Below are 24954 nucleotides of genomic sequence, written 5' to 3' on the forward strand. Positions count from 1 at the left end.
CAAGGCAATACTAAACTACTGACATGAAAGAAACAACCGTCTCGACCTCGGGCAACGGCATTCTCGGCAGGGCTTTCTCGGAAATCCGGCATTTCGGAACCTATCCGTTCAACATGCGGATACTCCTGCTGACGAACATGCTGTATGCGTTCGTCCTCCCCGTCGTGGAACTTTTTGTCGGCACTTACATCATGCGCAACAGTTCGGAGCTGGCGTATGTGGTGGGCTACCAGCTGGCCGTCTACACGGGCATTCCGCTCACCTTCCTGGTGAACGGCTTTCTCATGCGCCGCATCCGGATTTCGCACCTCTATTCGTTCGGGATGCTGCTGAGCGGTGTTTCGATGGCCGTGATGATGTCGCTCGAAACGCTCGACCTGGCCGGGATCGTCGTGGCGGGACTTATCATGGGGCTATCGTACGGCTTTTTCTGGGCCAACCGCGATTTTCTCGCCCTGAATTCCACCGACGACGGCAACCGCAACTATTACTACGGTCTGGAAAGTTTCTTCAACACCGTCGCCGGCGTCGTCGTGCCCGGTATGATCGGGGCGTTCCTGGGCGCCACGGCCGACCACAACTGGCTCGGGGGAAATATCAACCTGGCCTATAAACTGGTGACCCTCTTCGTTTTCGCGCTTACGATCATCGCTTCGGCCGTCGTATTCCGCGGCAGGTTCTCCAATCCCCCGAAGGAGCGGTTCATCTATCTGCGCTTCGATGTGCTGTGGAACAAGATGATGCGCCTTGCCGTCCTGAAGGGGATCGCCCAGGGATACATCGTCACGGCGCCGTCGATGCTGGTCATGACGCTCGTCGGGAACGAATCCACGCTCGGGACGCTGCAATCGGTCAGCGCCATCGTCTCGGCCGTGCTGCTCTACCTGCTGGGGCGCTTCGCTTCGGCCAGGCACCGGGTGCTGATCTTCTCCTCGGGCCTGCTGCTCTTCGCACTGGGCGGGGCGTTCAATGCCGTGCTCTATTCGGCAACGGGCGCGATCGTATTCATGCTGTGCCTGGTGATGGGGCGTCCGCTGATGGATCTGGGCTATTTCCCGATCCAGCTGCGGGTCATCGACTACGTGAGCCGGAAGGAGAACCGCAACTCCTACGCCTATATTTTCGTCCACGAATTCGCCCTTTACCTCGGCCGTTTCTTCGGGTGCGGGCTGTTCATCGTCCTGACGATCTGCCTGTCGGATACCTTTGCGATCCGCTATGCGCTGCTCATCATCGGGATCATCCAGCTCGTCTCGATCGGCATCTCCCGGAACATCATCCGGGCGCTCGACAGGGCCGAGGCGGAATAGAATACCCGGCTCGGGGGCAAGAGGGACAGCCCCGGGCCGGGACGATGCGCGGAGGGGCTCCGCCGCTGCCGGAGGGTACAGGCCCGGCCTGTGCCCCCGGGTATGGGGCCCCGCCCGTATCGGGAATGCTGCCGCCGTGTGCGGCCATGTTTACCTTGCCTTGAAAAATCGACCGATATGGATAGGAGACAACTCATGCAGGGTGCCGGCGGCCTGTTGCTGGCCGGGGCACCTTCCGGCAGGGGAAGTCCGGGAGCAGGTGGCGATGAATATCGACTGGTTCCCGACGCTGCTCGACCTGTGCGGGCTGGATGCCTCGGGGATCGACATGGACGGGGCGAGCATCGTGCCGCTGATCCGCGACGGGGCAGCAGCTTCGCCACACGACGTGCTGCATTTCGATTTCGAGAAGCAGTGGGCCGTGCGCCGGGGCGACTGGAAGCTGATCTGCAATGCGATCGACGTGTTGCCCAACGACAGGAACAAGACACTCGAAGGGCTGTACCTGACCAACCTGAAGATCGACCACACCGAATCGGAGAACCTGATCGACAGGTTCCCCGAAAAGGCGCAGGATCTGCTCGCGCTGCGCAGGGCCTACGAGGCTTCGCTGGGGAAGGACAAGGAGTAAATCCCGCCCCGCCCTCGGTCGTGGGGCGGATGCATGCCGCCACCGGGAGCATCCGGATAAAACAAGGGGAGGCCGCATCGGCCTCCCCTTCACTTGTTTGCAGCCAGCCCCGATCAGTTCGGACGCAGTACGACCTTGCGCGTCTGCGGCTTGTTGATCTCGTAGATGGTCTCCACGAGCAGTTCCATCTGCTGCGCGCGTGCCTCGCGGACATGCGGGAGCATGAGTTTGGCGTAGTTTTCGCGGTGGATCTGGAGCCAGATGTTCTTTCCTTTTTCCGCGTCGAGCACGCTCACGGCATGTGCGTCGTTGGCGTCGAGCAGCCCCTTGTTCTGAAAGAAATCGTACTGCACCCAGGCGTAGTCGCGGAAGTTGCGTTCGATTTCCCAGCGGTATTCGTTCAGGTGCATCACCTCCATGGCCTGCCGGTACTGCGGCGTTTGCAGCTCGGCGAGGTTGATGCCTTCGCCCAGTTGTTTGCCGCTCCAGGTGCCGATCCGCTCGCCGTCGATGTAAAGCGTGTAGTCGCCTTTCAGCCCCTTGACGGTCAGCATTTCGCGGTTCATCTCCTCGATGAAGGGAACCAGCTTCGTGGCCTCGGCCTGGCTGCGCTTGGATCCCATCCCGTGCGTCAGGGTGTCGAGCGGGTAGGGCAGGGCTTCGGCCAGGTAGTCGAACGAGATTTCGCGGCCGTTCCTGCGCAGGCCGGTGATCTCGCAGTTGCCGGCCTTGAGAACCTTCGCTTTTGCAGCGTCGATTTGCACGTCGGCCACCTCCCTGCCGGCAAAACCCTGTGCCTTGAGGTAGAGGTAGGCCATCACCATGTGCCCGTCGTTGTCCGGGTGGATGCGGTCGCCCATCGACAGCGAGAACGAAGGTTGTCCGGCCTGCACGCGCCGGCCGATTTCGACCATCGGGGCGCTGAAATCCACGAACTCCCAGCCGTTGGCTGCGGCCGACTCCTTCTGGAACCCGACGACGCGATCCATCACGGCGTTCTTGCCCCGGAGCGGGGCGTTGTTCTCGATTTGGGCCGTTTCGTCGTAGGGCGAACCCCCGAGCATCACGACCCGCACGCCGTCGAGGGTTTGCAGGCGCTTCTCCATCTTCTTGAAGTTGTCGTAGCACTCCCGGTATTTCTTTTCTCCGAATGCCTCGGCATCGTCGCCGTTGTATTCCATGTAGCCCGTGTCGTTCATGCCGAAGGTCACGGTCAGCACCGTGGGGCGTTTGCTGAGAACGTCGCCGTCCAGGCGCTTGTACATGTCGCCTGCGGTTTCGCCGCCGATGCCGGCGTTCATCACCCGCAGATCCATGTACGGGAAGCGGGTCATGTAATAGAGCCAGATGTAGGAGTGGTAGTGGCCGCCGTCGGTGATGCTGTTGCCGAGGAATACGGCGCGGTCGCCGTCCTTGAACGGCGCTACGGTCTGCGCCGCGGCGGAGGCGCACATGCAGAGCGCCGCCGCAAGGGATAGAAGGATTTTTTTCATGGTTATGCGGTTTGTTGTGTTTTGGTGAGCCGATTTATTCGTACGAGGGCGGCAGTTGTGTCCGGCCCCAGTTCCCGGACGGTTTGGCCGAGGTCGTATATTCCAGCGTCGCACCGTTGCGGAGCGCATCCCAGCCGATCCATGTGCTGTCGTAGGGTTTTCCGTCGAGTTTGAGCGCCGTGGTGTAGATTTGTTTCTCCGAGCCCCCGGTGATGGTGATGTCGCCGTGCTTGAGGTGGATGACCACCTTGTCGAAGACCGGGGTGCTGAGCGTGAAGCCGCCTACGCCGGGGATCATGGGGTAGAGCCCCGTGCATGCGAAGACGTACCAGGCTCCCATCGTGCCCAGGTCGTCGTTGCCCGGCAGCCCGTCGGGAGCGCTCGTGTACTGCTCGTTGAGGATGCGGTTGATGACCTTCGAGGTCTTGTCCGGCCGTCCGAGCCAGTTGTAGACCCACGGGATATGGAAGCTCGGCTCGTTGCCCGAGGCGAACCATGGGTCGTTGTACCCCGCGTCGAGGCGCACGAAGAATTCGTCGAGCCGCTTTTCGGCCGCGGCCTTGCCGCCCATCGTTTCGATCAGCCCCGCCAGGTCGTAGGGCACCATCCAGAAATAGTTTTTATAGGTCGATTCGCGCCAGTCTTCGCCGAGCGGTTTCCACGACCCGTCGGCATTGCGCGACTGCAGCCAGCCGGTCTGGGGGTTGTAGAGGTTTTTCCACGAGCGGGCGTAGTGGAAATAGCGCCAGCTGGCGAATTCGTCGCCGCAGGCGTGCAGCGCGAACTGCCCGATGGCGAAGTCCGACGAGGTGTATTCGAGCTGCTCCGAAGCGTTGTAGTACCCCTTTTCGAGGTATTGCTTCAAGCCCGGGCGCTCCTCCACGTCCTGCGATTTGGCACCCGGCACCTCGGCGTTCCTGCGCATGATCTGGAACAGCGGGAAGGGGTCGTAGTCCTGTGCGCCGAACGCCCAGGCGTTTGCGATCAGGATCGGTGTGGGGTCGCCCTGCATGATGCCGGTCTCAATGTTGGCCATCACCCAGCGGGGAAAGGCACCGCCCGACTGCTCGGCGAAATGCTGGTGCGAGAGTACTACGTCGGACGCCACGTCGGGGGCCAGCATCGAGAGCAGCTGGATCTGCGTGCGGTAGGTATCCCAGTTGCTGAACGAGGTGTACTGCTTCGAACGGCTTCGGTGCACCCGGAAATCGGCGCCCATGTACTCGCCGTTCACGTCGCTGCATACGTTGGGGTGGATCAATACGCGGTAGAGGTGCGTGTAGAACTGGGTCGTGCGGTCGGGGTTGGTACCTTCGGCCTCGATCAGCCCCAGGTAGTCGTTCCACCTCCGTTCGGCGGCGTGCTGCACGGCCGCGAAATCCCACCCGGCGTTTTCGGCCGCGAGGTTTGCGCGGGCGTTCTCCACCGAGACGTACGAAACGCCGATCTTGTACTGTACGTTGCGGTTCTCGGTGAGGTCGAACGTGAAGTAGACGCCCGATTCGCTCCCCTCGGCGAAACGTCCGCCGGGGGTGAGCCGATCCTCTTTCCAGATGCCCGTCGTGACGGCCCGCGCGTCGAACTCGGCGACGAAGTAGACCTTGTACGGGGTGCGTACGCCGCAGAAGCTGCCGCCTTCGGCGTAGCCCTCGCAGCTGTTGGGGCCGGTGATGACGACGGCGGCCTGTTCGATCGGCGTGGCGGCGATGCCCGCGCCGATGATCACGGTGCCGAACGTCTCTCCCGCGGGGTATTCATAGTGGGCCATGCCCGTGCGCTCGGTGACGGTGAGCCGCGCCTTGACCGCCTCCTGCACGGTGGCTTCGTAGTAGCCGGCATGGCCCTGTTCGCCGCAGATGCCGACCCGGTAGTCGAGGATGTTTTCGGGCGAAGAGTCGAGTTTCCCCGTTACGGGGAAGGTCGGGAAATTACCCATGTGGCTGCACCCGCCGCCGCTCAACTGGTTGATGACGAACCCGCCCCGCTTGGCGAAATAGGTCGGCGTGAACTGTACCATGCCGAACGGGTAGGTCGCCCCGGGATAGAGGTAACCCGAGGTCAGACCGACGCCCCTGGTGCCGATCAGCGTGTTGACCTTGTGCGCGTAGCCGTCGCTTTGCTGCCCGCAGGCGCTGCCGGCCCCGAGTAAGAGGGCCGCCAGCGACAGGGATATTGTTTTCAGGGATTTGAACATGTCCTTCTGAATTTCGGTCGTCGATCGGTTCATTCGGGTCTGGAAAGCGAGAAGGGAGCCGCATCCTTGCCTGTGCCGCGCTCCTTGTTGGGCTCGGGGCCCATTACCAGGCGCATGACGCCGCCGTCGGCGATGTCCTTGTAGGTGATGTAATTCTTGTCGAGCGGCTTGCCGTTGAGCGTCGCGGACTGTATATAGACGTTCTGCTGCGAGTTGCCGTCGGCCTCGATGACGAACTTCCGGCCGTCCTCCATCGTGATGGTCGCCTTGCGGAACACGGGGCTGCCCAACACGTACTGGTCGGTACCGGGGCAGACGCTGTAAATGCCCAGCGAACTCAAAATATACCACGAGGACATGCCGCCCTGGTCTTCGTCGCCCGGGTATCCGCGCTCCGAGGAGTTGTAGAGCCGCCCGGTGATCTGCCGCGACCAGTATTGGGTCTTCCACGGCTGGCCGGCGTAGCTGTACAGGTAGATCATATGCTGGATGGGCTGGTTGCCGTGGGCGTACTGCCCCATATTGGCCAGTTCCATCTCCTTCATCTCGTGGATCATGCCGCCGTAGGTGCCCGGACGGATGACGTTCGGCACGGTGAATACCGAGTCGATCTTGGCGGTGAACGCCTCGTCGCTGCCGTAGAGGTTGATGAGCCCCTGCACGTCGTGGAATACCGACCAGTTGTAGTGCCAGGCGTTGCCTTCGCAGTAGGGGCCGCCCCACTCGTAGGGGTCGAAGGGTGCGACCCAGCTGCCGTCCTTGAGGCGGCCGCGCATGAAGCCCGACTCCTTGTCGAAGACGTTGCGGTAGTTATACATCACACGCGAGAAGATCTCCTCGTAGAACTTGTTGCCGGTCATGCGCGCCAGCTGGTAGCCGCAGAAATCGTCGTAGGCGTATTCGAGCGTCTGTGCCGTCGAGCCCATCGACTCGGGGTAGGAGACGTATCCCAGCTGCCAGTACTCCTTCCATCCCGCGCGGCCGTTGGCTCCGCCCCACGGGCCTTTGTTCATCGCCTCCTTGGCGTAGGCTTCCAGCGCCTTTTGGGGGTCGAACGTGCGGATGCCTTTGGCCCATGCGTCGGTCAGCAGCGAAATGGCGTGGTTGCCGATCATGCCGCCCGTCTCGCCGGGCGCCGACCACGATGGCAGCCAGCCGCACTGCTCCTGTGCCGCCAGCAGGGCGTTCATGTAGCGTCCTTGCATCGTCGGGTGCAGGATGTTGGTCAGCGGGAACTGCGAACGGAACGTATCCCAGAAACCGTTGTCGGTATACATGTAGCCGGCGTGTACCTTGCCGTCGTAGGGGCTGTAATAGTAGGGGTTGCCCTCGGCGTCGCGTTCGTAGAACTTGCGCGAGAAGAGGTTGGCGCGGAACAGGCACGAATAGAAGGTGCGGATCTCCTCGTCGGTGCCGCCTTCGACTGCGATGCGGCCCAGCAGGGCGTTCCACGTCTCGGCGCCGCGCTTTCGGGTCGCTTCGAGGTTCTTGTCGGCGCCCAGTTCGCGGTCGAGCGTGAGCAGCGCCTGCTCGGGGCTGATGTAGGACGAGGCGGCCTTGGCCTGCACTTTGGTGCCGGCCTTGAAGCGCACGTAGGCCCCGTAGCCCTTGCCCTCGCCCTCGGTCATGCCCGGGAAGCGTTCGTCATGCTCGTTCTCCCAGAGCCCGTACTCCTCGAACGGCCGGTCGAACTGGATGACGAAATAGTTGCGGAAGGTCTCCGGGTGGTTGACGAAACGCTGGTTGTTCACCCACCCCGAAATCTGCCGTTTGGCGGGGTCGATCTTCATTCCGCTCATGGCGAAATAGCCGTCCAGCACCAGGTAGGCGTCGCCTTTCCGGGGGTAGGTGAAGCGCAGGTGCACGCCGCGCGTGGTGGGTGCCATTTCGGTGGTGATGCCGTTGTCGAGCGTCACCCGGTAATAGTGCGGTTTGGCGATCTCGTTGGCGTGGCTGAATTTCGACGCACGCGCGTCCTCGTTTACGACCAGCTCCCCGACCTCGGGCATGAGCGAATAGACCGCATAGTCGCTCATCCACGGGCTGCACTGGTGCGCCTGTTGGAATCCGCGGATCTTGTCGACCGAGTACTGGTATTTCCAGCCTTCGCCGTTGGGGCCGGTCTGTGCGCTCCAGGTGTGCATCCCGTAGGGCATGCCGGTCGTAGCGTAGGTGTTGCCGTAGCTCAGTTCGAATTTCGAGTCGGTGCCCTGCAGCGTGTTCACGTATTGCACGTAGGCCTGTTTCTGTGCGAAGGCGGCCGGCAGCGAGCAGAGGCCGAAGAGGCCTGCCGCGGCGATCCGCCTGAGCGATGACCGCAGCCGGCTGCGGTCTTTGTTGACGGTGTTTTCCATAGGTTTGTCGTCTGTTATTAATGATATGATTAGGTTCGTCCTGTTGTTGCCTATATGCCCCACCGGGTGTTGGGGGTGTCGCCCATGTAGAGTTCGAGCGTCCCTCCGGCCGCAATGTCGGCGAAGTCGAGGTGCGATGCTGTGTGCTCCCTGCCGTTGAGCACCGCCCGCTGTATGTAGACGTTCGAGGGGCTGTTCCCGTGCGCCACGACGGTGAATGTCCCGCCCGGTGCGTAGGCCGGGTCGAGGCGCAGTTCGATGCGGTCGAAGACGGGGCTGGTGATCTCCATCCGCGTGTCGCCCGGGCAGGCGGGATGCAGGCCCGCGGCCGCAAGCACGTACCAGGCCGACATCTGTCCGGCGTCCTCGTTGCCCACGATCCCCTCGACCTTGTCGGCGTAGGCCTTTTCGCAGATATGGCGCGTCCATTTCTGGGTCTGCCACGGCTGCCCGAGCCGGTTGAAGAGGAACGGCACGAGGTGGACGGGTTCGTTGGCGTGGTTGTAGTAGTCGTTCCAGAGCATGTCCGACGGGGTTTTGTCGAAGAACTCGGTGAGGTCGCGCAGCACGGCTTCGCGCCCGCCCATCAGCTCGACCATGCCCTCGACGTCGTGCGGCACGAACCACCCCTGCTGATAGGGGTTCGACTCGATGCAGCCGTACCACTCGGTGGTGCGGGCGTTCTCGGGCCACGGCTCCCACCCTCCGTCGGCGCGGCGCGGGCGGAACCACCCCTTCTCCCGGTCGAAGATATTGCGGTAGGCCTGCCCTTTGGCGGCGTACAGGGCGGCGTCTTCCCGCTTGCCCAACTGCTCGGCCAGGCGCGAGATGCACCAGTCGGCATAGGCGTATTCGAGCGTGTGCGAAATGCACAGTTCCGAGGGGGTGTAGCCCAGCGGGTCGTTGCCGAAACGCTTCGAGGAGTTCACGGCATAGCGGTAGGCCTTCTCGACGTCGTAGCTGCGGATGCCCTTGGCATAGGCGTCGGCCAGTACCGACAGCGCCGGGTTGCCCAGCATGCAGCCCGAGTAGGCGTTGACGATCTCCCAGCGCTCGAAATAGTGGCGCCCGCTCTCGTCGGCCATCGTGACGAGCGAGTTCACCAGGTCGCTGACCAGTTGCGGGTTGATGATGGTCTGCAACGGCATCTGGCTGCGGAACACGTCCCAGCCGCTGAAGATCGTGCGTTTGGTGAACCTGCCTCCCGTGGTATGGATTCTGCCGTCCGCCCCCGGGTAGCGCCCGTCGGCGTCGGTGTAGATGCGGGGGTCGATCATCGTGTGGTAGAGCGCCGTGTAGAAGATCGTCTTTTGCCGGTCACTGCCCCCGTCGATGCGGATGCGCGCCAGTTCCCGGTTCCACAGCTCGCGCGCCTCGCGGGCAACCTGGTCGAACGCCTTGCCGGCGATCTCGGCCTCGAAATTCTTTCGGGCGCCCTCCATGTCGACGAACGAGATGCCCGCACGAAGGATGACCTGCTCGTCCTGCCGCGTCCCGAATTCGGTGTAGAAGCCGATGTGCCTGCCTTCGATGCGGTCGATGCCCGTGACGACGGGCGCCGCGGCTACGCGCTGCAGGTAGGGGACGCTGACCACCTCGTCGCGCTTGCGTACCCAGTCGTCGGGGATGTCGGCGCTCCAGAACCCGTAGTTTTCCATCGGCTTGTCCACCTGTGCGTAGAAATAGACCGTATAGTCGGCCTGTCCTTCGCCGTTGCCCCAGCCGCCCGTGGCGGGGGTGCATTTCATCCACCCGGCGATGGTGTGCTTGTCCACCACCTCGATGTATTGCCGCTCGGCCGTGCCGCCGACGCGGCGCGCCAGGTCGATCTGGATGCGCGACTGTTCGCCCTCGGGAAAGGTGAAGCGCAGGATGCCGCAGTGCGGGGTGGCCGAACTTTCGGCACGGATGCCGTAGTCGGTCAGCAGGGCGCTGTAATACCCCGCGCGCGCGGTTTCCGTGGCCTTGTCGTAGCGGGAGCGGTAACCCCCGATCGAGCCGTCCTCCCTGCCCGCGATCTTTTGCAGCGGGCCGGTCGTCGGCATGACCAGCAGGTTGCCCAGGTCGCCGAACCAGCCCACTCCGCTCATCTGCGTGAAGGCGAACCCTTCGATGGTCGTGTGCTCGTAGCTGTACCCGGGGCTGTTGTCCCCGCCCGTGATGGTGTTGGGGCTGACCTGCACCATGCCGTAGGGCGTCGTCGCCCCGGGGAAGGTCTTGCCCAGCCCGTGGTAGACGCCCGCGGCGCTCGTGCTGGTGCTCGCCCCGATGAAGGGGTTCACGTAGTCGGCCGGCGAAAAGCTGCCCGTGTCGCCCTGCGCGGCCGTGGAGCAGCCGGTGAGCCCCATGGACGGGCAGCATAATAAGAGGAAGAGTAAGGTCTTGGGAATGTTGCGGTAGTGCATGGCTTGGTCTTATTTTGTCAGTCGAAGGGTTTTCAGTCCGAAGCGGGGCATCGCCACCTCGATTTCCGATACGCCGCCCCGCTTGCGGATGGCGCAGGCGGCCGTCGCGTTCCCGTTCAGGTCGGTCTGCTCGACCTTCGAAAGCGGGAAGGCGAACCTGATTTTCTGCGGGGTGCCGTCGCCGTCGGCGTTGAACAGGCGCACGACGATCTGCTCTTCGTCGAGGTAGGCGGCCGATATTTCATAGCCCGTACCTGTCGCGTCGATCAGCGAGGCTTCGTCAGCGGCGGCCTGCGCCGCAAACGTGCAGAGCAGCGGTTCGTTCCAGCGCCGGTTCTCCTCCTGGATGCCTGCGGCGTCCCATGCCCTGCGGTGGGGTACGACGGCGAACCGGATGTGCGTCGGGCCGTCGATGGGGTAGTCGCGCCCCCAGAGCCCGTTGCCGGAGTATTGCACCGTAAGTCCCAGCGGGGCGTCTGCGCCGTAGGAATAGGAGGTCGTGTGGTCGGAGAGGAGCGCCAAGCCGTAGCCGCCGTCCCGCTCCGCGAGGTCTACCCAGTGCAGGATGACGTTGTGCTTGATGTTGTCCCAGGTGGTGAAGTGGGTGTTTTCCAGCGTGCTTTTGCAGACGTCGAAAGGTGCGTCCTTATACAGCGCGGGGGCGTCGAGGGCGACCGGGAAGAGGATGTTGAGGTTGAAACGGTCGTCGTAGAATGCCCTGTGGTTGTTGTTGAAGCCGTCCTTCTGGCGGAATGCCCCGATGCCGACATTGTGCTGCCAGTCGATCTTCAGGTCGAAACCGATCTTCCGTTCGCCCTTGCGGAGCGTGATCGTCTGCGTGAAGGGGTGCGTGTCGATCCGGCCGCTGATGCGGACGCTCTTTTCCAGCTCGTTGTCGCAGAGTACGGTCACGGTGGCCGGGGACTGTGCCGAGGAGTGGAACTGCCCCTGGTCGTAGAAGAATCCCCGCAACTCGCCGAATGCGAACCGGTGCTGCGGGTCGGCGAATTCCTTCCCGCCCTCCTTTTTTGCGACGAGGCTCGTGATGGTGCCTCCCCGTGCAGGGTCGATTACGATCCGGTACATGTCGTTCTCGAGGATGTATTCGTCCGCCCCTATCTGGCGGGGTGCGGCCGCGGCCGCGTTGCCGGATGTCTTTTTTACAGTGTAGGTCGTGTAACCGAATGCCGGGACGGAGGCTTCGAACAGGAGCCGCCGCCCGCCCGCCGTCGGGACGATGGCGTGCGGAACCCGTTTGCCTTTGGCATTTGTCACTGCCAGCTCCCCGTCGCCGAGGCCTTCGGGCAGCGTCGCCGACACCGTTTCGCGGCGGGGGCTGCCGAGCGTGTTGCAGACGCGCAGGTAGGTTGTCTGGCCGTCGCCGCCCGGTGCCGCGAAGCTTTGCAGCGCCTCGGCGATCACCCCGTCGCACAGCGAGTCGGTGGCGGCCGTCCAGCGGCGGATGTGCTGCGCCCATGTCCCCTGCCTGTTGAGCCCGTTGTAAGGTACGATCCACGAGTCGTGGTGCTGGGCGAGCATCAGCGTCCGCCAGCCCTCGTCGAGAGTCGCCTGCCCGTAGCGGTGGCCGTTCACGAGGTTGGCGATGACCCCCGCCTTTTCGGCCATGACAAGCTTGTTCTCCGATTCGCGCACCTGCTGCGCGATGCGCTGCAAGACCTGGCTGCCCCACATGAGGCTTACGCGGACATCTTCCTGCGGCATGCGGTAGTCGTCGGAACTCTTGCCGTCGGTTACCCGTTCGAAATACTCCCGCCACGTGACATAGATCGAGTTGTTGCGGATGCTGTCGCCCGACCCGATCCAGGGGCCGTATTTCCATCCCGCATCCTGGTAGCACATCCCCACGGGGTGGGCGATGCCGTATGCGATGCAGGCGTCGAGGTACTCCTTCTCATTGCCCCATGCCGTGGTCTGCCATACCGAGTTTTTCTGGAGCTCTTCGCAGGCGTGGCGCGGCGAAGTGAGGATCGAACTGCCGTCGGGGCCGACCCAGTTGACCAGTTCGCCGCCGTAGGGCGCCGTGTACCCGCCCCAGCAGGTATTCGGACATTTCAGGGAGGCGTATTTGAACCCGTAGAGTTTCAGGATTTGCGGCAGGCAGCTGGTGAAGCACGGCTCCTCGACGGAGTAGGTGACGAACTCCACGTCGGGGAAATGACTGCGGATCTTCCGCATGCCGTATCCGAACTGCCGGATGATGCTTTCGCCCGAGATGTTGTAGCAGTAGGGCTGGGCATAGGACGGGTTGGTGAATTCGACGCGCCTGTCGGCGGCGATCGCCTTGAAGCGGGCGTAGTCGGCCGGCGTACGCACCTCGACGGTGTCCCACGTCTCGGGTTCGATCTCCAGCCCGATCCTCCATTCGGGATGCGCGGCCATCTGGTCGGTGATGAAGCGGGTTTTCCAGGCGACCGGGTAGTGGCCGTAGACGCCCCCGTGGTATCCGTCGACGAAATAAACCCGTTGCTGGGAGCGGACGGGGGTGCCCGATGCGAGCAGGAGCAGGGCCAGGCACAGCGCCGTTATGACTTTCGGCTTCCGGCGGTACGATGTGCCGTGCCGCATATCCCCTGTCCTTCCGAAAATCGTCCGGGCTGCCTTGCACACGGATGCAAACCCGTTGTAAAATGAGTCCATGGTCGTATTTAAGTTTGGTTTGTAGGTTTCGGAACATTGCGTAATTCCACTTTTACAAAGTAACTTAATAAAAATGTAACCCGGGATTATATCCCGGGTATGTTAGAGGTAAAGTAAATATACTTTTTTGGAAAGATGCTTATAAACAGCGGTTTATGTGTTCGGATCCCGGCCGTTTTGGTAAACCGGATTGAAATCCGCCGGTCGGCATTCTGCCGTGGTTTTTGTCCGGTTTTGTGCCCGGGATGCTGCCCCGGCCTGTTTGTGGCCCGTTTGTGGCGTGTTGTTTTCTTTTGTTAATTTGTATGTTTGCCGCAATAGTGCGGACAACGTGGCCACACCTTGTTCGGTAAAAGCAAGCGGCAAAGATGATTTTTGCCGCTTTGTCCGGATGTCGTAAATCTAATTTTTGGATAACTGTTATTTCTATTGTTCGGGTTTGAGGGGCAGGGCGGTTTCGTTTATTGGGCTATTTTCTGTTTGTAGTAGTCGAATTGTTTCCGGCAAACATTTTCCACAACGTCGCGGAGCAGTTCGACTTTCGGCATAAGCGCGTCGATATCCTCTTTGGTGACGACGAAATCATCGGTATACCGGGCTTCGACGTAAGCGCTTCTTAAAAGTTCGAACAGGCGTTTTTCTTCCGGTGTGTCGCGGAGAAAGACTTTTGCCAATTCCATTGTGTAAATCTTGCATTTCTCAATCAGAAATTCAAGGTCATGTTCCTTATGACCCTAAAGAGCGAATACCAACGGGATAGTCTTTATAAAATATTCAGTCGCTTGGTGCAACATAAAAGAGGTCATTGGATAAGTTTTTCGATCATACGCAATTTTAGTATGGAATAAAAAATCCGTTGCACTCGCAAATTTCTTGTCGTAATACTTTTGCGCCTTTTTCTCAATCTCGCAAAAATTCAGTTCGCGCGGAGTGGCTAACTGATTCCCCCGAATCGTAAAGTACAACACCCTGTGTGAGAATATCCGCATAAAAATAATGGCCCTCCGAAAGCGCGTTGTTTAACTTTACAATTCCTTGCAAACTTTAAGGAATTATCACAACTCGGCATAGCCGACGGACATAACTATAAAGGGTAAACAACTCTTTATACCATCGAAAACTTGGAGACTTCTTCGGAAGATGTTTAGCGCGGTATAATGGTTGTCAGTCCTTGTTATGTCCTGCTTGCTTTTTGCGAGCAGGACGACAAGGGCGCAGGACAGCTTCCGCGCAATGGTTTCTCCAAGACCTTCGATGGAAAGTTGACACCGCGCCCCTTTTTTATGCCTGTCCGGGGCGCAAAATCCAGCTTCAAATTCATCCCCTGAATTTATGGAAACCCGTGGCGTCCTGCCGTCCTTGCGTACTGTCGCCGCACCTGCGGATTGCATCCGCCCCCAAACCGGGAGCGGACGGAATCGGTATGTTCCGGCGGCAAGCGCCTGCCGTGGTTCGGTGGTAAACAGGTATGCGCGCGCACCTGCGGGAGCAGCCGGGCGAGATGGATTGACTTGGCATGGTTTTTATCCGGCTGTTCTTTTTTCCGGTCTATTCAGCCAATTCCACGATTATAACCGAAATGTTATATCTTTACGCCGTCATTCAGCAAACGGCAAGGTACGTTTATTGCGTTCCTGTGAATTGATACGCCCAAAATTGTTACGCCCATTCGTCGAATTTCATAAGGCAATATTTTGGGTAGGGGGATGGGATCCGTACTCCCACCCCCGTTTTTCGAATCTTTTCCGCCCATCATATAAACTGTCCCCGCGTGCCGGCAAGGAAACTGTGGCTGATGTAGCCGCCGTATGGTCGCATGCGGCGGAGCATTCGCATGTCCCCGCGTTCGTTCGACCCTTCGTTACCGGGCGAAGTTTTCGATTGTCGCCGCGCGGGTCATGGGGGCAGTTTGTCCGTCCGGTTGGGCTATGACGGGTTCTTCTGCACTATTGCAGGCTGTAAATGTAAATGTGTATGCCGCTGCTGCGACAACATACACGTTATCATTGTCTTTTTCATGGCTGTTGTTTGTTTCGGATGAAAAACCGCGCACCACTTTCGCGGTGCGCGGACACTTTAATCACAACCTATTTCTTCTCATTTCGCGTAAAACATTAATTGCCATAGTCTTTCGAGTAGGTCTTTCCGGTGTGCGAAACGGTTTCCCCGAAAGCCTGGGCTGCCGCGTTAAACGACGAAAGGCGATAGGACGACATGGGCAGGTTGAAGAACGCGACACCGCGTGCATTGGCGTTCTTGGCCGCCGTCGTATAGGTCTTGATCTGGTTGTCCGACATCGGGCCGGTCAGGTTTACGAACAGGGGCAGGTATTGACCTTTTGCGAACGACGAATTGAACCCATAGCCGTTCAGCGAACCCTGGCAGCCCCAATCGAGATGGCTGATAGCCGTGGACGAGAGCGTACCGGTGTTACCCCAATCGAACACGCTGATCGACTTGTTGGTCTTGCCTGCCAGCGCGATAATCATGTTGCTGTACGAAGTGCTGTTAGCATAGGGATAGCCGCGGGTTCCATACTCCGCCCACTCGTCGTCAAAATCGTAGCCGTCTACGATATTGTCGTAGGCAACCAGATCATCCGTGTAAGTACCGATTTGTGCTGCGGTGAGATTTGCAAAGCCGGCACCGGTGTGGTCGCCGAGGTTGCCCATGATGACCTTGATACCTTTTGCCTGGAGCGGCGCGATGTACTTGGCGGGATTTGCGAGGATTGCGGCGTTGTTCGGGTTGTTGTAGTTGTGAACATTGCCCGATGCGTCGCCGCGGATGTTGGATGCGAAGAGAATGACGTGCGTAAAGAACGGAGTGCCGTCCGACAGGAGATATTCTCCTGCGTTGAGCGGATTGACGTCGTTTACTTCGACGTAAACAACGCGGTAGAAGTTGCCGAGCGTTGCCGCGCGGGTCATCGGGCCGGCCTGATCGGTCGGGTCGTTTGCGATGGGTTCCTCGGTCTGCTGGCACGAGGTCATCACCAATGCGGATGCAGCGAACAAGGTGCAGGCTGCAAATAAGAATTGCTTTCTCATAAAAATTAGTTTTTGTTAATAGTTTGGTTAAGATGTGAAGAATATAGGTTGAGTTAAAGTGGTTTTTACCAGTCTTTAGTGAAATTGCCGTAATTTCGATCATCCCAGGTTACGTTTATCAGTAGTATCATTCCGTCGTATTCCCAATCCCAATCGGTAACTGCGTCTGCCACTATATTGAAAGCACTTTTGGGGCCTTCTTCGTATCCTGCCGAGTTTGTCGGCATATCCCAGAATGCGAATACGTTCCCCGATTGGGTTTCGCGGTAGAGGGATTTAATAAGGGAAGTTAAAATGGGGTTTAGTTGTGCGCTTTCCTGCGTATTATTCGTTTTCAGCAGCGCGCCGCCGTATTTGGATTGCTCCAGCCCGGCGATGGGTTTGAGTTCCGCGCCGTCGGCATAGGCATCTACGACCTTATCGAAAATTCCCGACCAGGCATAGTCGATGTATTTTCCGGCTTCGATGCCGTCGTGTGCCGTAGCGAGCAGGTCGGTGCTCTCCGCGTCGCAGGCCACGGTGACGAGTTTGTCGTCGCCCAATGCTTCCTTTGTCGCCTTTATCAGTTTGGCGTAGGATGCGGGATTTACACCGGACATACCGTCTTTGCCGTAGGACGCTTCGATGTCGAAGTAGTTTACGCCGTCCAACTTATATGTTTCCACCACATATTTAAGCTGGAAAACAAAATCAGTGATCTGCTCGTCGGTCATATTACAGAATCCAAGTCCCGTATTTCCGCCTGTGATGCAAATAAGCACCTTACGACTGCTTTTCTGCAAGGGCATGAGGTATTTGTCGCGGTTGCTCAAGACGTATTGCAGATCCGGTCCGATGTCGAGCATGGCCCGTCGTGTCGTCTTGTCGAATTTTAGCGCCGCGGGGCGGAGTACTTCGATATCGATCCACGTTTGGGTTATCGTATTGAAATCGGGGTCAAATGTTTCTGCATAAAATTTGGTTCCCATCAGCGGGTTCATTTCCTCGGTATTGACATATCCCACGATTTTGAAAGCATAGGCATCGAGCTGCGTTTCGGGTACGATCTCCCCGACCAGGATCCGGTAGTAGATTACCTGGTCTTTTTCGGACGGGGACATGTCGTTATTGGCAACGGTCGCCCGCAGGGGCAGCAGATAGGCGCCTTTTTCGACCCCTTCGCGGCTCAACGTGACGGTAAGAGCAGGAGAGGTTTTCTCTCCTCTCTTGACCGTCAGCGTTTTGCCTCCTTCGAAAGTCACATTTTCCAACGGAAACAGCGTCAGTTTTGCGTCACCTTGTTTGTCTTTGTTGTATTCGTCCACAAGCGTTGCGTCCGCATCGACCGTAACCGTTACGTCTGCGGCTGCGGGCTGGGTCAGTTGGTAGAACACGGCGTCTGTGGTCGTCTGTTCTTCGCTGAGTTTGAGTGCCGAAATCTGATCGGGCGTTTTTTCCCGGCGCAGCACTCCGCCGACGTTTGCAAGGTCGTCCTTGCCGGGAATATCCCCGGCCGTGCGGGTAAAGTCCTCGGCGTCGCACGCGGCCATCGCTGCGAGCGTAAGGCAAAGTGCCGAAGTGCGCAGCAGACCTGTTATTTTATTCATGTTTTTCATAGTTCAAGATTTACGGTTTATTCTTGCTTGTTGAGCTGCGGAATTTCCACCGAGGTATTCCATTTCAGATCGGTATGCGCTACGGCATCGTTTCCGTACTGCGACCAGTCTTTGATGATGTTTCCCGACCCCTCGTTGAATTTCCAATAAGCGCGTAATTCGGGCTTCTCGGCCGGGTTTTCCACGTCGTACATGTCGCGCCAGATGTCGGCCTGCGTACGTGCGACGGACCATATGCGCACCTCTGAAATATCGCCGCAGAGCTGGCGGAAAGCGTCGTAGCTGTACCCGATGAAGAACTGCCGGGCGTCCGTTTCCGGATCGGGGTCTATGGCCCGCAGTCCGAGGTTTATGACCTTTACGGTCGGCGCTACCTGCGTCTGGCTTTGGAGTTGTCCGTTTACGTAGATGCAGGCGATACCGGTTTCCAGGTCGTATGTGAAAGCGACATGATACCACTCCTCGAGCGACAGAAGTTTACCCTTGTTCTTTTCGGGGAATTTGCCCAGGCTTACGCCCGATCCGTCTACCTGGAGCTGGTCGGCATAGAAATTCGTGTCGCCGATACGCAGCAGCAGGTGTTGTTCCACACCCATGATCGTAGAGAGCTTTTCTTCGATGTAGGACGAGGTGGGACCTGCATAGTGGAAGTCGTGGACGCGGACGATGGCTTCATAGGTCACGGCTGTCAATCCGTTTACGCAGTCGGCGGTTCCGGCTTTGTCGAACGCGGGCACGTCTATCCAGTTGTCGGTGAGTACGGCGGCGGTCGTGATGGCCGAAGAACGGCGCACAAGATAATAGACGGTTTGGGAACCGGAGAGGGTCGAAAGTCCTCCCCCCGCAGAAACGATAGTTACCGGAAGCAACTGTGTTGCATCTATATCGAGCTGGTCGAGGTTCTTAAAATGGATGGTCAGAGGTTCCGATACGGATTTCCCGGCTTCTACGGTTGCCGTCCGTTCGGGGAACTCGTAGTAACTTTCATCGAGTACCGCATATTTCGTGTCGTGTTTGGCGTTGTAGGTGGCCGCGAGCGACGGGTCGATGCCAAATGTCACCTCGATATTCTCTTTTGCCGGGGAGATCAGCACGGCGGAGAGTTCGCGGTCGAGCTGCGTAACGGTCTTTTTAAAAGTTACGTTGTTGTCGCTCGACGTTTCGGCTACGTCGATGTATGCTGCGTTGTCGAACGGGTAACGGTTTTCATAATCCGATTCACACCCGGCCAGCAGGATAAAGGCAGCCGATACAAAATACAGATATGTTCTTCTCAATTTCATAAGGCGCATTATTTAGGGTTTGCCGGATTCAGCAGGCCGATGGCATGCTTGGTCTGTTTGTAATTTATGTAAGCGTCGTAGTAATCGTCCCCGATGTTGTAAATACCCAGCCCGGCTAACGGCCCCATTGTAATTACGCTTTTGGCGGCTTCGGCGATTGCGGGTTGCTGCACAAGGTTTTCATCCGTGAGTTTCCCGCCCGGCTCGGCCGTGATGATGATTTTTTCGAGCGCAATGCCGGCATAATCGGTCGCGTATGCAAGCTGGCTGCGGATATTGAACGTATTGACGGCATCCGTAGTCGTGAGTACGAAATAGGTGATGGCGTCGTGGCTCTCCTTTGCGATAAAGAGCGGGTTACCCTCCGTCATGAGGATTTTGCCGGTCAGGGACGACAGTTTGCTGACAATCGTTGCAGCGGCTTGGGTCGCCGCGGCATCCATAGCGCCGCCGTAACGTACCGTTACGCCGTCGAACTTATACCGGTTTACGTCCTCGATCACCTTGTCGAGATATGTTCCCAGCGCTGCGGCGTCCGTAGATTCCGCGAGTGTGTTGTAATCTACGGTATAGAGTATTTTCGTGCCCTTGGCCTGCGCCTGGGGTATATCCTCGATGTCGTATTCGGTCAGGTTGCCGGCGTTTTCAAGTGCCACGATGTCGAGTGAATCGGGCAGTGAGCGCAGAAATGCCTTTTCCGAACCCGGTACGGCCGGGGCATTTGCCAGGCTTGCGTATACGATGTAGTGTTCGCTTGCCTTATACGCTTTGAGGGCTGCCAGATATGCGGCGTACTGCGCCGGATCTTGCTGGTCGGGTTTTATGATCTGCTGGTCTATCGGCTCGATGTCCGTGTCGCAGGCTGTGAAACAATAGGCCGCGGGAATGAGCAGCGCCAGAATCAGGTATTTTATAGTCTGTTTCATAGCTTCGGATTAATTTAAGGGTTTGCAGTCCCACCATGTGCGCGTGCCGCCGTTGTCGGGGCCGCCGAGCGAAGTTATCGCCGCTTCGACATTTGTGCGGTTCTCGGAATATTCCTCGGACGGGTAGGGAAGTCTGCGCATGCCGTACTTGGAGTTCACCGTTCCGCCGGATTTATTGTCTTTGGCCGGCATCAGTTTCGGATAGCCCGTGCGCCGGTATTCCGCCCACGCTTCATTTCCGAGCGGGAAAATCGCAATCCATTTCTGGGTGATGATGCGTTCGAGGTTTTCTTCGAACTGTGCATCTTCTTTCCATTTGATCGTGATGCGGCTTTGCGGTAATGCGGTGTTGTTTTCGATAACGCCGAGAGGGTCGGTGTATGCTTCGGGGACGTTCGCTTCGTCGGCGATGTAATCCTCCGCACCGGCTACGCCGCGTTCCTCGAATGAAAGCCGTATGCCTTGTTCATAGAAATTCTGTGCCGATACCGCACTTCCCCAGCGCAGTTCATATTCGGAGCGCAGGAACGCGATTTCCGCGGCGTTCATCCATAAGATAGGGTCGGTGTCGGTAATGAGCATCGAGGAGCATGCCGTTACGGCCTTGGACTTGTTGGCCGGTGTCGTGCCGATGCGCAGGCCGTAATAGCCTTTCACGGCGGCATCGCCCTCTCCGACGGTTCCCTGTGTGAACATCTTTGTCCGGCGCGGGTCTTTGTAGCCGTTCATGTAGCAGAGGATGTCGGCTCCGATGGCGTGATCCTGCCAACTGTTCCAAAGCAATGCCGTGCGGTTGAGTTCGGGCTGAAGCTTCGCGTTGTCGGCATTCTCGGTGATGACCCCGGCGGCGATGGCTTCCGCGGCTTTGGCCTTTGCGGTCTGCTCGTCGATATAGGAAAGGCGCATCGCCATACGCAGTTTAAGCGAATTGGCGTATTTGATCCACTTTTTAAGGTCGCCGTTGTAAACCTGGTCGTATTCGCCGAAGGCTTCCGTACTCAAATCCCGGTTGCGCTCCAGCGCTTCCAGCGCGGCGTCCAGTTCTTTGAACATCTGCGTATATGCTTCCTGTTGCGTGTCATAGGGGACGGTCAGGCGTTCTTTTTTGTCCTCTACGATCTTGGAGTAGGGTATCGAGCCGTAAGCGTCGGCCAGGCGGTTCATAATCGCCACGCGCAGGACGTTGGCCAGGGCTACCGCCACTTCGTCGTCGGTTTTGTTGATGATGCCGCGGTAGGCGGGGTAAGTTTCGGTGATGACATCCACGAACGGCGCTTTGAGCCAGTCGGCGGTGGGATTGAACGTTGAGAATTTCGTTTCCCAGCTGTCTACCGTCGCTTCGACATAGCCGCCGTAGCTGCCGCCTTCGAGTGCTTCGACAAATTGGTATAGGTGTTCTTCCGAGGGGATCACCATATTTTGCAGTTTGGTGAGTTTCGACCCCACGAGGTAGTTGTCGCGTTCCAGTTCGTCGTCTGTCGCTTCGTTCGGATTACGGTTGTAATCTTCGAAGTTGTCAAGGCATCCCGTCGATGCGCTTACTACTGCGATAAGAGCAACGGCACGAATTATTGTCTTTATTTTGTTCATAGCCGTTAGAATTTAATGTTAATATTGAATCCCAGGTTACGTGTCGAGGGCATCATGAAATAGTCCATTCCCTGATAGAAATTGTTTGTCGATGCCACGGCTTCGGGGTCGAACGGCGCTTTACAATACATCATCCACAAGTTGCGGCCTACGAACGATACGGTGATCGAACATATGTTGTGCAGCCATTTGCGGGGAATCGTGTACCCCAGCGAAAGTTCCTGGAGCCGGACGTTGGTTGCCGAGTAGGTGTAATACTGGGGTATTCCGCCCTGCGACGCTATGGCCGTATACCAGGTTTCCGGGTTTACCAGGCTGCGGCCGTTTACCAAAGCACCTCCGGCATCGCGCGCGGCAGCCGTTGCTTCGGACACGCCGAATAGATCCATGTTGGCTTGCGTGAGTGAATTGACGATGCCGCCGATGCGTGCCGTCACGAGGAATCCGAGGTTCAGGTTTTTCCACGATACGCTGTTGCGCCATGCGAGGTTATAGTCCGGGAATACGGAACCGAGTTTCATGTCGGGCAGGTTGTCCTCTACGACGACGTTGCCACCCTCGTCGATCTCGATGTTGCCTTTGTCGTCGCGCCGCAGGTCGGTCGTGGAATAAAGGTCGCCCATCGAACCGCCCTCTTTGAGAATAAATTTCGCACGCCCCAGTTTACTGATCTGGAGTCTGTTCATGGTGATCGTTTCCTCGGTGATCGGGTTGTACCACTCCTTGCAAAGTTCGATGATCTTGTTTTTGTTCCAGGAGAAAGTAAACTGCGAGTTCCAATTCCAGTTTTTCCATTGGTGGTCGTATCCCAGGCTTGCCTCGACACCCGTATTGCGCACGTGGCCGGTCTGAATATAGATATCCGAGTAGCCGGACGATGCGGACAGATTCGGATTGAAAGTCTGGTTATAGGTGTCGGCGCGATACCACGATGCCGAGAGTGTGAATCCATGCAGGAACCGGGCGTCGAAACCTAATTCCCAGGTTTTCGTCCGCTCCGGGTAAAGCTGCCCGATAGGGTAGTTCGATTTGTCGTCCCAGCCGGAAATGGTGTCGTCGTAAGGGTGTGTGGCGATTGTCAGTTCCCGCGGAAAGGGGTTTGCTACCGAAGCCCACGAAGCACGGATTTTCAGGTAGTTGAACTTCTCCGGGAAATTGAATGTACTGCTGGGCAGCCACGATACGCCGACCGAGGGGTAGAAAAACGACTTTTGGGGTGAGTTGGCAAGTTGCGACGCCCAGTCGTTACGTCCGGTCGTCGTTACGAACAGTTGCGACTTCCAGCCCAGTTCCAGGGAGTAGAAAAACGACTGCGTTTGTTCGTGCCAGCCGGTTTTCGGCGTTTTCTTCTGGCTCTTGTCGAGGTTCACGACATTGAAGATGTTGGGAGCGCCGGCAATGGGGCCATATACCGAGAGTTCGTCGAAGCGGTTGTCTTTGATCGACGCGCCGATATGTGCGTCGAGCGAGAATTTCTCTTTGAACGTCTTGCTGAGGTTGAGCATTACGTCGCCGTAGGTCTGTCGTTCTTCGCCGCGGGTTTCGGTATATTTACCTTTTTTGCTGTTCTCCAGCAGCGTGGGGTTCGATGTGGCGTACAGTTTTTCCGTATATAAACTGTTGGTGTTATCGACGCGGATACGTCCTGCGACGTTCATCCAGTCGGTGATTTTATAGGTAATGCCGCCTGTGAACATATAGCGCTTACGGCTGTTTTCGCGGGGGTTGCGGTAGGCGATCCAATAGGGATTCTGCATGCGCAGGTCGCCGCCCTCGCCCTGCGGCCAGAACTGTTCATAGATTTTGCGTGCGGGGTTCCAGCGCTCGAATGCCTTTACGAGCGAAAAATCATCGCCGCGGGGAAAGAGATAAGCCGATACGAGCGGGTTTGAGTACACGCCCTGGTTTATCATGTTGCGGTCTTTCTGGATGATGTAGCTGCCGCTTACGTCCAGTGTCAAACGGTCGTTCAGCAGGTTCGACGTGTTGCGGAATGTAAAGTTATAACGATTGTACTTGTTGTTGGGGATCAGTCCTTTGGAGTTTACCGCTGCGGTCGAGAAATAGATTTGGTTTTTCTCCGTACCCCCGGACAGTGTTACGGAGTTCGTCAGGATGTGACCTGTCTGCAGGAAATCTTCGGGCGAGTAGTTGTAACGTGCCGCCTGGTTGAGCGGTGCGCCCCAGCTGTGGATCGTCGAACCGCTGGCTTTGCCTTTACGCCCCGTGCCGTAGCGGGTCTGAAAGTCCGGCAGGCGCAGCGGGTTCATAAATTCCGTGTTACTCGAAACCTGTATCTGTGTTGCTCCGGCCTTACCTTTCTTGGTGGTAATGAGCATTGCACCGTTCGCGGCGTCGGAACCGTACAATGCCGCGGCTGCGGCTCCGGTCATAACGGATATGGATTCGATGTCGTCGGGGTTCATGTCGGCGATGGATTCCGTTGTGCCGCGTGATCCGAATTCCATGCTGCCATCGCTGGTGAAGTTGTGCATGGGAATACCGTCGATTACATAAAGTACGTTCGAGGTCTGCATAATCGACTTCATACCGCGCATAATGACTTTGGCCGAACCGCCCACACCGGACGAACTGGTGTTGATAACGGCTCCGGCGACTTTACCTGCGAGGCTGTTCACGAAGTTTGCGGATTTCACGGTCGTCACGGCTTCGGACTTCACTTGCTGCACGGTGTAGGCCAGCGCCTTTTCCGAGCGTTTGATACCCAGGGCCGTGATCACCACGTCTTCAATCTGCTCGGCTGCTTCGTTGAGTGTTATGGTAAAAAAGGTTTGTGTGCCGATTTTTACTGTTACGGGGTCGTAGCCGATGAAATTGATATACAATTCGGCGGTTTCCACAGGTGCGGGGACTTGGAGCGAGAAAGCGCCGTCAAGTCCGGAACTTTCGCCGATGGTCGTTCCCTTTACGACCACCGATGCCCCGACAACGGGTGTCCCTTTGGTGTCGCGCACGACACCGCTGACCTTTGTGGAACCGTTGTTTGCGGTTTTCTTGTCCGGGGCTGCGGAAAGATAAATGTTCTGCTGGTAGATTTTGTACTCGGTATCCGTTCCGGCGACCATTGCCTGCAAAGCGGTATCGAGCGGTTTATCGGCGACATTGATACTGATGGTTCTGTTAATGTCTACGCCTTTATTTACGATGAAGAAATAGCTGGTCTGTTTTTCTATTTCATTCATAACCTGCTCCATGCGAACATTGTCCATCTGCAATGTTACTTTCGCGGTCTGGGCATACGCTCCCCATGCGGAGAACGTGGAGCAAATCATGAATAGAAAAGTAAACCAGCATTTAATTTGCTGAATAAATTTATTATTCATAGATTTGTAGATTAGTGGTTGTTAGATTGGTTCAAATTCTATTAGCCGCTATGCCTGCGGGTGGTTGCTACACCTGCGGGCTTTTTTTGCGACTTTGAAAATTCATAGTCTTATCTCATAG

14 protein-coding genes are annotated in these 24954 nt (G+C 57.8%); 2 read left to right on the forward strand and 12 right to left on the reverse strand.

Annotated elements, in window-relative coordinates:
• Positions 1 to 23: 23 nt before the first annotated feature.
• Together DW189_RS07550 and DW189_RS14770 are read left to right on the forward strand one after the other, a co-directional pair.
• Positions 24 to 1310, forward strand: a complete 1287-nt coding sequence (locus DW189_RS07550; RefSeq protein WP_117507366.1) for an MFS transporter — start codon at positions 24 to 26, stop codon at positions 1308 to 1310.
• A complete protein-coding gene (locus DW189_RS14770) occupies positions 1219 to 1941 on the forward strand; it encodes a sulfatase/phosphatase domain-containing protein (protein WP_338022867.1) in 723 nt (240 codons plus the stop codon). The genes DW189_RS07550 and DW189_RS14770 overlap by 92 nt, the downstream gene beginning before the upstream one ends.
• Before the next feature lie 113 nt (positions 1942 to 2054).
• Here the strand turns inward: DW189_RS14770 and DW189_RS07560 are convergent, their stop codons facing one another.
• The 12 genes from DW189_RS07560 to DW189_RS07625 all read right to left on the reverse strand — a co-directional run bounded on the left by DW189_RS07560 (position 2055) and on the right by DW189_RS07625 (position 24833).
• Complete coding sequence (locus DW189_RS07560) at positions 2055 to 3434, reverse strand: SGNH/GDSL hydrolase family protein (RefSeq protein WP_220398828.1); 1380 nt, start codon at positions 3432 to 3434, stop codon at positions 2055 to 2057.
• A 34-nt stretch (positions 3435 to 3468) separates the two neighbouring features.
• Positions 3469 to 5628 (reverse strand): GH92 family glycosyl hydrolase, encoded by a 2160-nt coding sequence (locus DW189_RS07565; RefSeq protein WP_117507368.1) that lies wholly within the window; start codon positions 5626 to 5628, stop codon positions 3469 to 3471.
• Between the two features lie 29 nt (positions 5629 to 5657).
• The gene (locus DW189_RS07570) at positions 5658 to 7982 is read right to left on the reverse strand and encodes a GH92 family glycosyl hydrolase (protein WP_232045689.1); all 2325 of its coding nucleotides are present in this window, start codon (positions 7980 to 7982) and stop codon (positions 5658 to 5660) included.
• A gap of 50 nt (positions 7983 to 8032) precedes the next feature.
• On the reverse strand, positions 8033 to 10372 hold the full coding sequence (locus DW189_RS07575) for a GH92 family glycosyl hydrolase (protein WP_390613234.1): 2340 nt from the start codon (positions 10370 to 10372) through the stop codon (positions 8033 to 8035).
• Positions 10373 to 10396: 24 nt separating this feature from the next.
• Positions 10397 to 13045 (reverse strand): glycoside hydrolase family 38 C-terminal domain-containing protein, encoded by a 2649-nt coding sequence (locus DW189_RS07580; RefSeq protein ID WP_117507370.1) that lies wholly within the window; start codon positions 13043 to 13045, stop codon positions 10397 to 10399.
• A 461-nt stretch (positions 13046 to 13506) separates the two neighbouring features.
• Positions 13507 to 13725 carry a HEPN domain-containing protein gene (locus tag DW189_RS14615; protein ID WP_232045688.1) on the reverse strand — a complete coding sequence of 73 codons (219 nt, stop codon included), beginning with the start codon at positions 13723 to 13725 and terminating at the stop codon, positions 13507 to 13509.
• Positions 13726 to 15159: 1434 nt separating this feature from the next.
• Positions 15160 to 16095 carry a glycosyl hydrolase family 18 gene (locus DW189_RS07600; protein ID WP_232045685.1) on the reverse strand — a complete coding sequence of 312 codons (936 nt, stop codon included), beginning with the start codon at positions 16093 to 16095 and terminating at the stop codon, positions 15160 to 15162.
• A gap of 65 nt (positions 16096 to 16160) precedes the next feature.
• On the reverse strand, positions 16161 to 17681 hold the full coding sequence (locus tag DW189_RS07605; protein ID WP_232044655.1) for a BT_3987 domain-containing protein: 1521 nt from the start codon (positions 17679 to 17681) through the stop codon (positions 16161 to 16163).
• Positions 17682 to 17707: 26 nt separating this feature from the next.
• On the reverse strand, positions 17708 to 18973 hold the full coding sequence (locus DW189_RS07610; protein WP_022331666.1) for a DUF1735 and LamG domain-containing protein: 1266 nt from the start codon (positions 18971 to 18973) through the stop codon (positions 17708 to 17710).
• 8 nt (positions 18974 to 18981) lie between these two features.
• On the reverse strand, positions 18982 to 19899 hold the full coding sequence (locus DW189_RS07615; protein ID WP_117507373.1) for a glycoside hydrolase family 18: 918 nt from the start codon (positions 19897 to 19899) through the stop codon (positions 18982 to 18984).
• Positions 19900 to 19908: 9 nt separating this feature from the next.
• Positions 19909 to 21489 carry a SusD/RagB family nutrient-binding outer membrane lipoprotein gene (locus DW189_RS07620; protein ID WP_117507374.1) on the reverse strand — a complete coding sequence of 527 codons (1581 nt, stop codon included), beginning with the start codon at positions 21487 to 21489 and terminating at the stop codon, positions 19909 to 19911.
• Between the two features lie 5 nt (positions 21490 to 21494).
• Positions 21495 to 24833, reverse strand: coding sequence for a SusC/RagA family TonB-linked outer membrane protein (locus DW189_RS07625; protein ID WP_055201579.1), 3339 nt, complete (start codon positions 24831 to 24833; stop codon positions 21495 to 21497).
• Between the last annotated feature and the right edge of the window lie 121 nt (positions 24834 to 24954).

Origin of the sequence: Alistipes sp. AM16-43 (genome assembly GCF_003435745.1) — a bacterium.
Lineage (GTDB): Bacteria > Bacteroidota > Bacteroidia > Bacteroidales > Rikenellaceae > Alistipes > Alistipes onderdonkii.

Coding starts and splice junctions, on each gene's coding strand:
- DW189_RS07610 (WP_022331666.1), bottom strand. CDS start 18,973: ATGAAATTGAGAAGAACATATCTGTATTTTGTATCGGCTGCCTTTATC.
- DW189_RS07550 (WP_117507366.1), top strand. CDS start 24: ATGAAAGAAACAACCGTCTCGACCTCGGGCAACGGCATTCTCGGCAGG.
- DW189_RS07570 (WP_232045689.1), bottom strand. CDS start 7,982: ATGGAAAACACCGTCAACAAAGACCGCAGCCGGCTGCGGTCATCGCTC.
- DW189_RS14770 (WP_338022867.1), top strand. CDS start 1,219: ATGCGCTGCTCATCATCGGGATCATCCAGCTCGTCTCGATCGGCATCT.
- DW189_RS07615 (WP_117507373.1), bottom strand. CDS start 19,899: ATGAAACAGACTATAAAATACCTGATTCTGGCGCTGCTCATTCCCGCG.
- DW189_RS14615 (WP_232045688.1), bottom strand. CDS start 13,725: ATGGAATTGGCAAAAGTCTTTCTCCGCGACACACCGGAAGAAAAACGC.
- DW189_RS07620 (WP_117507374.1), bottom strand. CDS start 21,489: ATGAACAAAATAAAGACAATAATTCGTGCCGTTGCTCTTATCGCAGTA.
- DW189_RS07560 (WP_220398828.1), bottom strand. CDS start 3,434: ATGAAAAAAATCCTTCTATCCCTTGCGGCGGCGCTCTGCATGTGCGCC.
- DW189_RS07580 (WP_117507370.1), bottom strand. CDS start 13,045: ATGGACTCATTTTACAACGGGTTTGCATCCGTGTGCAAGGCAGCCCGG.
- DW189_RS07625 (WP_055201579.1), bottom strand. CDS start 24,833: ATGAATAATAAATTTATTCAGCAAATTAAATGCTGGTTTACTTTTCTA.
- DW189_RS07600 (WP_232045685.1), bottom strand. CDS start 16,095: ATGAGAAAGCAATTCTTATTTGCAGCCTGCACCTTGTTCGCTGCATCC.
- DW189_RS07565 (WP_117507368.1), bottom strand. CDS start 5,628: ATGTTCAAATCCCTGAAAACAATATCCCTGTCGCTGGCGGCCCTCTTA.
- DW189_RS07605 (WP_232044655.1), bottom strand. CDS start 17,681: ATGAATAAAATAACAGGTCTGCTGCGCACTTCGGCACTTTGCCTTACG.